Raw genomic sequence first — 11,315 nt, 5'->3', positions numbered from 1 at the left:
GTTCACTCCGATCCGTTCCCGGAACCGCGGCGGTCGAGCGACCACCACACCGCGAGCACGATGGCGCCTCCGCCCAGCGTCCACAGCCAGAAGGGCGATTTGAACGACATGCTGATGAGACTCATCAGCAGCCAGATCACGAACTGAACGCCGGTGACGGCGGCCCAGGCGATCGTGACGATGCGGCGAGCGAGTCCGCTCCCGGAGCGGGTCTTCTCGGTGCTCTCCGACATGAGGCCCCCCAATACGGCTTCGACGGAGTCGGGATTAATTGTGTAAGGCTTGAACAGTTTAGCGGACCCCCGCTGATCGGGGAACCCCAGACCCCCGGGGAGGGGTTTGCCTCAGGACGCGCCGCCCGCCGAGGCGCGGGCCCGCCGGTCGAAGTCCCGGACGCTCCACACGCCTCCGGCCAGCAGTCCGCCGCCGAGCAGCACCCAGAGCAGCCACAGCGGGTCCCACTGCCCGCCGATGACGCCGATGCCGAACCAGACCAGCGTGTTCACCGCCGCGACCGCCACCCAGAGCACGAACGCGAGCCTCGGCGCGGCCTCCAGCAGCGGAGGCGGCGACGCCGAGGTACGCCCTTCGACAGCGGCCCGCAACGCCGCGTGCGAGCCGGCGAGCCGGATCCGGGCCAGCCTGCGTGCGGCTTCCTGCCCATCGCAAGCGCCCTCGGAGCGGGCGTGCTCGACCTCGGCCGCCGCCAGCTTCCGGTCCAGCTCGGTGACCTTCCCGAACCCGAACCGGTTGGTCTCGCTCACGTTGGCTCGCCCCCAGACCAGATCAGTGTAAGACTTGCACAGTTTACTGAAAGACGTACCGGAGCGAAAGATGCCGATCGAGCCCGATCCCCGAGCCCTGCCGCCGGGCCTGGCCCCGGCCTGGCTGGGAGCCCCGCGCCCCCGCCGAGGACCGAAGCCGTCGCACACCGTCGAAGCGGTGGTGGCGGCAGCCGTCGAGCTGGCCGACACCGAAGGCCTGACAGCCGCGTCGCTGCCCAACATCGCGTCCGCGCTCGGGCTCACGACCAACGCGCTGTACCGCTACGTGAGCTCGAAAGACGAACTGCTGATCCTCCTGGCCGAATCCGGCTTCGGCCCGCCCCCGCCGACCCCCGCCGACCTGGATTGGCGCTCGGCCGTCCGCGCCTGGGCAGACGCGGCATCGAAACGCTACGCCGCCCGCCCTTGGCTCCTGGACGTCCGCGCGGGCCTGACCCCGCACCGCCTCCGCTGGACCGAACAACTCCTGGCCGTCTTCACCGAGGCCGGTTTGTCCACAGTAGACGCCTTATCGTGCGCGGAACTGGTCTCCGCCGTAGTCCGAGCCACCGCGGACCGCCGCAGAACGACTTCCGACCCGGACTCGCCGGAGTCGACCGAGTACGCAGCTGACGTCCGCGCCTTCCTGCAACCACGCTTAGCCGAAGGCGATTACCCGCACCTGGCGGAACTAGCGGAATCCCACCACTACCCAGCCGCCGCCCCCGAGGACTTCGCCCTGGAGCGAGTCCTGGACGGAATCGCCGCACTGCTCCCGTAACCAAGGTCGTGAGGGAACTCTGCGGGAATCAGCTTCCCTCAGAGTTGCCTCACGACCCTAAAACCGCACCACTGCGCCCCACGGTTCGAGCCACCCCACCACCACGCGGCTCACCCCAAACTCCCCAACCACCCCTCCACGGCCTTGGCGGTGGTCTCCACATCACCGTCCACAATGCTGAAATGATCCCCGGGAACAGTCACCACGACATCAGCCCGATCCCACGTAGTCCGCCACAACCCGGGATCCTCCTGCGCCCGGTCCGGCCCGTCCCCAGCAGTGACAAACCGCCGATCCGGCCGCACCAGCACCGTGGGAACGGCGACCTCGGGCAACGAAACCCCGTCCAGCAACCCGAGGTAGTAAGCCATGGCAGTCAGCTTGTCGCGATCAAACGGCCCATACTGCTCTTCCCGCTCGACCATTCCCGCGGCCATATCTCGGACGGTGCCGCCGACATCCCCACCGTCGTCCATCGCGTACGTGTCCAGCAAAACAACCCCGGCAGCCTTAACCCGGGCAGCCAACGCGTACGCAAGCACCCCACCGGAAGAATGCCCCACCAACGCGAACGGCCCGTCGCCGGACAACCGAACGCTCTCCGCCAAAACATCGAGCAACGCATCAAGATCAGCAGGCAGCAATTCCCCAGTCACAAACCCTGGTGTAGGCAACGCGGCGACCCGCCGCACCCCCCGGAACCGAGCGGCCAGCTTCGCGTACTGATACGCGCCACCCATCCCAGCCGGAGTAGGCACCGCCAGCAACTTCAGCTCAGCAGGCCCGGCAGCCAGCTCCACCGGCCGCGGCTCCTCCCGAAGCTCGGCCACCGTCTGGAAAGAAGACCGCAACCGAGCCGCCGCTCCCAGCAACGCTAGACCGTTCTCCACCTGCCCGTCCCGGACAGCCTCGAAGAACATCTCCGTAACCGGATCCCCGCCAGCCTCGACCGCGGGCCCGGTCAGCACCGTGAGCAGATGCTTCGCCAGCCCAGCCGGAGTCCGGTGATCGAACGCGATCGACGCGGGCAGCGAAACCCCCGCCGCGCTGCCGATCCGACTCCGCAACTCCACCGCGGTAAGCGAATCGAACCCGATCTCCAGGAAGTGCGCGTCCTCGTCAAGCTCGGCGGTATCGGCATACCCCAGCAGCCCGGCGACCTGCTCCAGCACAAACGCCTGAAGCCCCTTCTCGGTCAACTCGAGCTCCGAGACATCGTCAGCCACCGCACGCCGCTTCTTCACCACGGCCTGTGCTGACGCAACCGCCGCCGGAGCCACCAACTGCCGCAACGTCACCGACTCAGCCGCGGCGACCGGTCGCCCAGAACGATCCGCGAACAACACCGCCACCCGATCGTCCCCGAGCGGAGTCAACCGAACCCGCAGCTTCGCCGCGCCAGTAGCGAACAACCGGAAGTCCCGCCACTCCACCGGATCCCCGCCCACAGTGGACAGTGCCGCATCAAGCACGACCGGATGCAGGCCAAACTGCTCGTCCGGAGCGACTTCGATTTCCCCGAACACCACTCCGCCGGCAGTCCAAGCCGCGTCGAGCCGCCCAGCACTCACGGGTTCCGCACCGGCAGGCGGCCACTGGCCAATGCCCTCCGGCTCGACCCCGTCGTCCACCGCCAGCACGCCCTCGGCATGCCGGGTCCACGCGCCGCCGTGTCGCGAGTGGACAGTCACCGAACGATGCCCAGCGCCATCCGGCTCGCCCACCACGATCTGCACGTGTTCAGAAGCCAACGGCGACTCGACAGCCAACCGAACGACGCGTCCGAACCCGACCTCGTCCCCAGCCCGAGTAGCCAGCTCCGCGAAACCCGCCACCGGGAACGCTCCATCCGCGGGCAAGGTGCCGCTCAGGACCACAGTGGACGATCCAGCGACAGTCAAGGCAGGCCCGAACCATGTGCCAAGCCCAGTCCCGGTAGCCCGCCGAGCCTCCATATCGACCGACGGCCAGTACCGCGTCCGGTGGAACGCATACGGCGGCAACGGAACGCTCACCGCGGCCCGCCCGGCAAACATCCGCCGGACATCCAGCCCCGCACCCAAGACGTGCAACTGCCCCGCGGCCAGGAGCGTCGAAGCGACCTCGCCACGATTGCGTCGAAGCACCGGAACGAACTCCGCGTCCTCGATCACGGCTTCAGCAGCCGCGGTGAGCACACCGTTTGTGCTGAGCTCGACAAACCGGGTCGCCGCCGAAGCCTGAACCGCGTCGGCAAAACGAACCGTGTCACGGCAGTTAGCCACCCAATGCGCAGGGTCGGAGAGTTCGTCTGACACTTCGGCACCAGTGACTGTCGAGATCACCGGCACAGTCGGCTTCTCGAACGTCAGCTCCTGCGCGATCTCTTCCAGCTCTTCGAGAATCTCGTCCAGCAACGGCGAGTGCACCGCGCAGTCGATCACGAGCCGGTTGGTCCGTCGGCCCAGCTTCTCGAAGTGCTCGACGATCGCCTGGACCGTACCGTCCACACCGGACACCACGACCGAACGCGGCCCGTTCACCGCGGCCAGCGCGACATCGTCGCTCAGCATCGGCCGCACCTCGTCCGCGCCGGCCTCAACCGCGACCACCGCACCTGCCCGGGTCTCGGCCATGAGCTGACCTCGGTTGGCGACGAGCTTCACCGCGTCGTCCAAAGAAAACACTCCGGCCAGATGCGCGGCCGCGATCTCGCCGACCGAGTGCCCCACCAGGACGTCCGGCCGCTGCCCCCACGACTCCAGCAGCCGGTACAGCGCCACCGAGAAGGAGAACACCGCGGCCTGGCTGAACTGAGTCCGGTCGAGCAACTGCGCGTCCACCGACCCGGCCTCGGCAAACATCACCGTGCGCAACGAACGACCGAGATGCTGATCGAACTTCGCCGCAACGCGCTCCAGTTCGTAGGCGAACACCGGGAACGCGGCGGACAGCTCCGCCCCCATCCCGGCCCGCTGGCTCCCCTGCCCCGGCAAGAGATACGCGGTCCGGCCGCCGGAGCGAGCCCGCCCGGTCACCGCAGAGTCCGAAGCAGACAAAGCTTCGAGCGCAGTCCGGAGTTCAGCCGCGTCCGAACCGACCACCGCAGCCCGATGCGAGAACAACGGCTGCCGATTGGCCTGCGAGTACACGACATCCAGCGTCGGATACGCGTCGAGGTGCGCCAGCAACGCCCGCGCCTGATCCGAAAGCGCCGCCGCGGTACGAGCCGAGAACACGAGCGGCGGCAACACCCCGCCGGCATCGACCGTCTCCGCAGCTTCCGGCACAACTTCCGGAGCCTGCTCGAGAATCACGTGCGCGTTGGTCCCGCTGTACCCGAACGCCGACACCGCGGCCCGACGCGGACGGTCCACCTCCGGCCAGTCCCGAGCCTCGTCCAGCAACCGCACAGTCCCGGCAGCCCAGTCGACATCGTGCGTCGGCTCGGCGGCGTGCAAGGTCGCCGGCAACACTCCGTGCCGCATCGCCTGCACCATCTTGATCACCCCAGCGACACCCGCCGCCGCCTGAGTGTGCCCGATGTTCGACTTCACCGAACCAAGCCACAGTGGACGGTCCGCCGCCCGCTCGCGGCCGTAGGTGGCCAGCAGTGCGGAAGTCTCGATCCGGTCGCCCAACGGAGTGCTCGCGCCGTGCCCCTCTACAGCGTCCACATCGGACGCCGTCAAGCCCGCCGCCGACAAAGCGCGCCGGATCAACTTCTCCTGCGCCGGAGCGCTGGGTGCGTTGAGCCCGTTGGAAGCGCCGTCCGCGTTGACCGCGCTGGACTTCACCACCGCAAGCACGTCGTGTCCGTTGCGCTGCGCATCGGACAGCCGCTCGATCACGAGCACGCCGACGCCTTCGCCCCAGCCAAACCCGTCCGCCGCGGCCGAGTACGGCTTGCACCGGCCGTCGCGAGCGACCGCACCGTCGACGAACTGCGCGAACGGAGCCGGGGAAACAAGCGCCGAAACACCCGCCACCAACGCGAGCGAGCAGTCGCCGCCGCGCAACGCCTGGGTCGCCTGGTGCAAAGCCACCAACGAAGACGAGCACGCGGTGTCCACGCTCACCGCCGGGCCTTCGAGCCCGAACGCGTACGCGACCCGTCCGGAGACGACACTGCTCAGGGCACCGGATCCGCGATAAGCGCCGCCGCCCTGTTCGAGCGCGTCACCCGGGTCGTAGTCGGACTGCATCACGCCGACGAACACCCCGGTCGTGCTTCCCTTGAGCGCCAACGGGTCAACGCCCGCGTTCTCCAGCGCGACCCACGACGACTCCAGCAGCATCCGCTGCTGCGGGTCCATCATCACCGCTTCGTTGGGGCTGATGCCGAAAAAGGCCGCGTCGAAATCGGTGGCGTCCGGCACGAACCCGCCTCGCGGGGTGCCGCCGTCCGGCGCGACCTGCTCCAGCCAGTGGTCCATGTCCCAGGCGCGGTCGGTCGGGAAGTCGCTCGTCCCGTCCTGACCGGCGGCGACCAGCTGCCACAGCTCCTCGGGCGTGCTGACCCCGCCGGGGAACCGGCAAGCCATGCCCACGATCGCGATCGGCTCGTCGCTGCCCACGACGGTGGTCTCCGGCCCGGCCGCATCCGCGTCCAGATCGCCGAGCAACTCGTTGTGCAGGTGCGCGGCCAGGTCGCCAGCTGTCGGGTAGTCGAAGACGAGCGTCGCGGTGAGGCTGAGGCCGGTGACCTCGTTGAGCGTATTGCGCAGTTCGACCGCGGTCAGCGAGTCGAAGCCAAGATCCTTGAACGCACGGTCGGCGTCGATCACCTCTGTCGACGCGTGCCCCAGCACTGCGGCCGCGTGCTCGATGACCAGGTCACGCAGGTGGTCGAGGCGCTTGTCCGCGGGAAGACGGACCAGCTTGCCCAGCAGCGAGTCCGTACCGGCCTCGCGGTCGGAGACGGTACGCCGGGCCGTCGGGACCAGGCCGCGCAGCAGGTCCGGCACCGCGCCGGCCTCGCGCCACGCGGGCAGGTCAAGCTTCACCGGCACGAAGACCGCGCCGGTCGAGCTGACCGCGGTGTCGAACAGCGCCAGTCCCTCGGCCGCGGTGAACGCGCCGAGCCCGCGTTTGCCGGTCGTTTCGCCGGCCATCCCGGCCGCCGATTCCCACATGCCCCACGCGAGCGAGTGCGCCGGTTTGCCCTCGGCGCGACGATGCGCGGCGAGAGCGTCGAGGAAAGCGTTTGCGGCGGCGTAGTTCGCCTGTCCGGGGGCGCCGAGCACCCCGGCGGCCGACGAGAAGGTGACGAACGCTTCGACGTCGCCGGCCAGCTCGTGCAGGTGCCAGGCGGCGAGCGCTTTCGGGTTGAAGACGCCGTCGATCCGCTCCGGAGTCATCGACGGCAGCACACCGTCGTCCAGCACACCGGCGGCGTGCACCACTGCGGTGACCGGGTGCTTCTTCAGCAGCCGGGCCACCGCTTTGCGGTCGGTGAGGTCGCACGCGACGACGGCGGTCTCCGCACCGAGCCCGGTCAGCTCGGCGACGAGTTCCGCGGTGCCGGGCGCCTGGTCGCCACGGCGGCTGACCAGCAGCAACTGCCGCGCACCCTGCTTCGCCAAGTGCGTGGCGACGATCCGGCCGAGCGCTCCGGTACCGCCGGTGAGCAGCACAGTCCCGGCCGACCAATCGACCGGCTCGCCCAGTTCCGGTGTCGCCCGGACAAGCCGGGGCACGCGTACCTCGGTCCCGGAAACCCGCACCGCCGATTCGTCCGCCGCCGCGATGGCCGCGAGTTGCTCGTCGGTCGCGTCGCCCTCGACGAGCACGATCCGGCCCGGGTTCTCCACCTGCGCGGACCGGACGAGACCAGCAACCGCGGCCCCGGCGAGGTCGTTGCCGGTCACCACGAGAAGCTTCTCTTTGCTGTCCGCCTGCAGTTTGGACAGTGCACTGTGGACGGCCTTCTTCGCCGAAACCGCGTTGTTCCCTGCCTTCGCCGAGTAGACCTCGTAGGCCGCTTGAGCGTCCGGCAGAGTCGTGGGGACCCAGTCCACTTCGTACAGTTCGTCCGAGCCAGTCGGAGCCGCCGCGGCCAGCTGTTCCTCGCTGATCTGCCGCAGCTTCAGCGTGCCGACCCGCGCGACCGGCGCACCAGCGCTGTCGGCGAGCCGCAGCTCGACAGCCTGCTCACCGGTCGGTCGCACGTGGACTCGCAGCGAGGACGCGCCAGTTGCGAAAAGCTCCACTTCGGACCAGGCGTACGGCAGCGTCGTCCCCTCGCCAGCTGCCGCGCTGAGCCCGACAGCGTGCAGGGTCGCGTCGAAGACCGCCGGGTGCAGGCCGAATGCCTCGGCACCGATCCGCTCCTGTTCGGGCAGCGCGACCTCGGCGTACACGTCGTCACCGCGCTGCCACGCCGCTTGCAGGCCCTGGAACACCGGCCCGTAGGCCATTCCGTGCTCGGCCAGCAGGTCGTACATGCCCTCGACGTCGACTGTCTCGGCCCCGGCCGGCGGCCATTCGCTGAGGTCGAAGTTCGTTCCGGAAGCGGCGGGCGCGAGCGTGCCGTCCGCGTGCCGGGTCCAGCCGGCCGCGGTGGCGAGATCGTCGGGTCGCGAGTGGACACTGATCGGCCGGGTCCCGTCCGCGGCCGGAGTGCCGATGCGCACCTGGATCCGCGCGGCCCCCTTCGCGGGCAGCACGAGCGGGGCGTGCAGGGTCAGCTCCTGGACGCGGCCGCAGCCGACCTCGTCCCCGGCGCGCACGGCGAGTTCCACAAACGCCGTGCCCGGCAACAGGATTGAGCCGCCGACCGCGTGGTCAGCCAGCCACGGGTGGGTCGCCGTGGACACGCGGCCGGAGAGGACCACGCCGTCCGCGTCGGCGAGCAACGTCGCCGCGCCGAGCAGCGGGTGGTCGACCGGGTCGAGGCCCATCGACGAGACGTCCCCGGATTCGGACGAAACCTCCAGCCAGTAGCGCTGGTGCTGGAAGCCGTACGTCGGCAGGTCCGCCCGGTTCGCGCCGCGGGAGGCGAAATGCGCGGCCCAGTCCGGCACCACGCCGCGTACGTGCAGGGTCGCCAACGCGGTCAGCAGCGCCACGTCCTCGGGAACGTCGCGACGCTGACCGGGCACGGCGACGGCGTCATCGGCGGACTGCGGAACGACGGCGGTGAGCGGCGCGTCCGGCCCCAGTTCGAGGAATCGGTTCACGCCCTCGGCAGCGAGCGCGCGGACCGCGTCGGCGAACCGGACCCGCTCGCGGACGTTGCGCACCCAGTACTCGGGGTCGGTCAGCTCGACGTAAACCTCTTCGCCGGTCACGCTGGAGATCACCGAAATGGCCGGCTGCGCGTAAACGATGCTCTGCGCGACCGTGCGGAACTCGGCGAGCATCGGCTCCATCAGTCGCGAGTGGAACGCGTGCGAGACCTTGAGCTGCGTCGTCCGCCGTCCGGCGTCGCTGAACTTCGCCGCCACCGCGAGAACGGCGTCTTCCGCACCGGACAGTACGACCGAGCGCGGCCCGTTCACCGCGGCGATGTCGACCGTCGCTTGTGGATTGTGCGCGGCGACCTCGTCCGGAGTTCCTTCGACGGCCACCATCGCGCCGCCCTTCGGCAACGCCTGCATCAACCGGCCACGAGCGGCGACCAGCTTCGCCGCGTCCGCCAACGAGAACACGCCCGCGCAATGCGCGGCGGCGAGCTCGCCGATGGAGTGGCCGCACAACGCGGCGGGCGTGAGCCCCCACGACTCGACCAGCCGGAACAGCGCGACCTCGAACGCGAACAGCGCGGCCTGCGTGTTCGCGGTCTGCCCCAAGGCGTCCGCGTCGCCGTCGATGACCGCCCGGATCGGCCGGTCGAGATGCCGGTCCAATTCCGCGCACGCCGCCGCGTAAGCCTCGGCGAACACCGGGAAGACTTCCAGCTGACGGCCCATCCCGACCCGCTGAGATCCCTGACCGGAGAACAGGAACGCCAATGACGCCTCACCGCGCGCCAGGCCGCTCACCGCGCCGAGTTCACCGTTCGCGAGCGCGTTCAACGCGGGCAGAACGTCCTCAATGGACTTTCCGATCACCGCGGCCCGATGGTCCAGATGCGTCCGCGACGCGCCCAAGGTGGCGGCGACGTCAAGCAGGTCCAGCTCCGGCTGTGCCGCAAGGTGTTCGGCCAGCCGCGCCGCCTGCGCCCGCAGCGCCTGCGGAGTCCGGCCAGACACCACGACCGGAACCGCGGCCTCGTCGCGCGGGTTCTCCGTCGCCTCGGGCGCAGGCGCCTCCTCAAGAATGATGTGCGCGTTGGTCCCGCTGAGCCCGAAGCACGACACCGCACCGCGTCGCGGCTGTTCCCCGCGCTCCCACGGCCGGGCCTCGGTCAGCAGCTCGACCTTCCCCGCCGTCCAGTCCACGTGCCGGGTCGGTTTGTCGACATGCAGCGTCTTCGGCAGCAGGTCGTTGTTCAGGGCCAGCACGATCTTCAGCACGCCAGCGACGCCGGACGCGGCCTGCGTGTGCCCCACGTTCGATTTGATCGAACCGAGCCACAGCGGCTCTTCGCGCTCTTGACCGTAGGTCGCGAGCAGCGCCTGCGCCTCGATCGGATCGCCGAGCTTGGTCGCGGTGCCGTGCGCCTCGACGACGTCGACCTCGTCCGGCCGCAGCCGCGCGTTCGCCAGCGCCTGCCGGATCACGCGCTGCTGCGCGGGCCCGTTCGGCGCGGTCATGCCGTTCGACGCGCCGTCCTGGTTGATCGCGGTGCCGCGAACGAGCGCCAGCACCGGGTGCCCGTTGCGTCGTGCGTCCGAAAGCCGCTCGACCAGCAGCATGCCGCAGCCCTCGGACCAGCCGGTACCGTCCGCCGAATCGGCGAAGGTACGGCAGCGGGCGCTGCGGGCGAGCGTGCCGTCGAGGGAGAACTCGACAAACGTGCGCGGCGTCGACATCACCGAGACACCGCCGGCGAGTGCGAGGGTGCATTCGCCGTTGCGCAGCGCCTGTACCGCCAAGTGCAACGCGACGAGCGAGGACGAGCACGCGGTGTCGATGGTCACCGCGGGTCCTTCGAGCCCGAACGTATAAGCGAGACGGCCGGAAATGACGCCGGAAGAGCCGTAACTGCCCTGATAGTTGTGGTACATCGTGCCCGCGAAAACGCCGGTCGGGCTGCCCTTCACCGAATGCGGCGCGATCCCGGCGCGTTCGAACGCTTCCCAGGACGTTTCGAGCAGCAGCCGCTGCTGCGGGTCCATGAGCAGCGCCTCGCGCGGGCTGATGCCGAACAGGTCGGCGTCGAAATCGAGCGCGTCGTGCAGGAAACCGCCCTCGCGCACATAGCTCGAACCCGGCCGTTCCCCGGTCGGGTCGTAGAGCCGGTCGAGATCCCAGCCGCGGTTCGACGGGAACTCGCCGATCGCGTCGACGCCCCCGGAAAGCAGTTCCCACAACGCTTCCGGGGTGCCCGCGCCGCCGGGCAGCCGGCAGGCCATCCCGACGATCGCGATCGGCTCCCGTGCGGCTTCGGTGAGCTTGCGGTTCTTCTCGCGCAACCGCTCGGTTTCCTTCACCGAAGCCCGGAGCGCACCGACCAGCTTCTCCTCGGAGTTGCCCACGTGCCCACGTTCCTTCCGCGTCGCATGCCCATCCGACTTCGTGACGATACGAGCGCGCCCGCGCGCCGACCCACCCCTAACGGCCCCTGCCGCGCCGGTCCGCCTGCCCGGCCAAGGTCCGCTTTAGACGGTCTTTAGGGGTTGTCGCAGGCACCGGCGGGTGTCAGATTTTGCTGGCGTTCCAAGCCATTTCGCACGGCTCGTTTC

Annotated in this window: 3 protein-coding genes and 1 pseudogene; 1 reads left to right on the top strand and 3 read right to left on the bottom strand. The window is 69.5% G+C overall.

Annotated elements, in window-relative coordinates; translation table 11 throughout:
- Window positions 1–2: 2 nt before the first annotated feature.
- A complete protein-coding gene (locus H4281_RS13615; RefSeq protein WP_116206740.1) occupies window positions 3–233 on the bottom strand; it encodes a hypothetical protein in 231 nt (76 codons plus the stop codon).
- Window positions 234–344: 111 nt separating this feature from the next.
- Window positions 345–764, bottom strand: a complete 420-nt coding sequence (locus tag H4281_RS13610) for a hypothetical protein (protein ID WP_312872104.1) — start codon at window positions 762–764, stop codon at window positions 345–347.
- Between the two features lie 70 nt (window positions 765–834).
- On the opposite strand from H4281_RS13610, the gene H4281_RS13605 reads away from it, so the two are divergent.
- Window positions 835–1,545 carry a TetR/AcrR family transcriptional regulator C-terminal domain-containing protein gene (locus H4281_RS13605; protein ID WP_182891241.1) on the top strand — a complete coding sequence of 237 codons (711 nt, stop codon included), beginning with the start codon at window positions 835–837 and terminating at the stop codon, window positions 1,543–1,545.
- A 110-nt stretch (window positions 1,546–1,655) separates the two neighbouring features.
- Here H4281_RS13605 and H4281_RS13600 read toward each other — a convergent pair.
- A pseudogene (locus H4281_RS13600) lies at window positions 1,656–11,108 on the bottom strand (SDR family NAD(P)-dependent oxidoreductase); the annotation flags it as partial.
- Window positions 11,109–11,315: the final 207 nt, after the last annotated feature.

Origin of the sequence: Amycolatopsis dendrobii (genome assembly GCF_014145675.1) — a bacterium.
In the GTDB taxonomy this organism is placed as follows: Bacteria; Actinomycetota; Actinomycetes; order Mycobacteriales; family Pseudonocardiaceae; genus Amycolatopsis; species Amycolatopsis dendrobii.
Note: the sequence above shows the minus strand (reverse complement) of the source record. Positions and strands in the feature narration are given on the sequence as shown.

Bases quoted from the DNA above. Each gene is read 5' to 3' on its own strand.
- H4281_RS13615 (WP_116206740.1), bottom strand. From the start codon at position 233: ATGTCGGAGAGCACCGAGAAGACCCGCTCCGGGAGCGGACTCGCTCGC.
- H4281_RS13605 (WP_182891241.1), top strand. From the start codon at position 835: ATGCCGATCGAGCCCGATCCCCGAGCCCTGCCGCCGGGCCTGGCCCCG.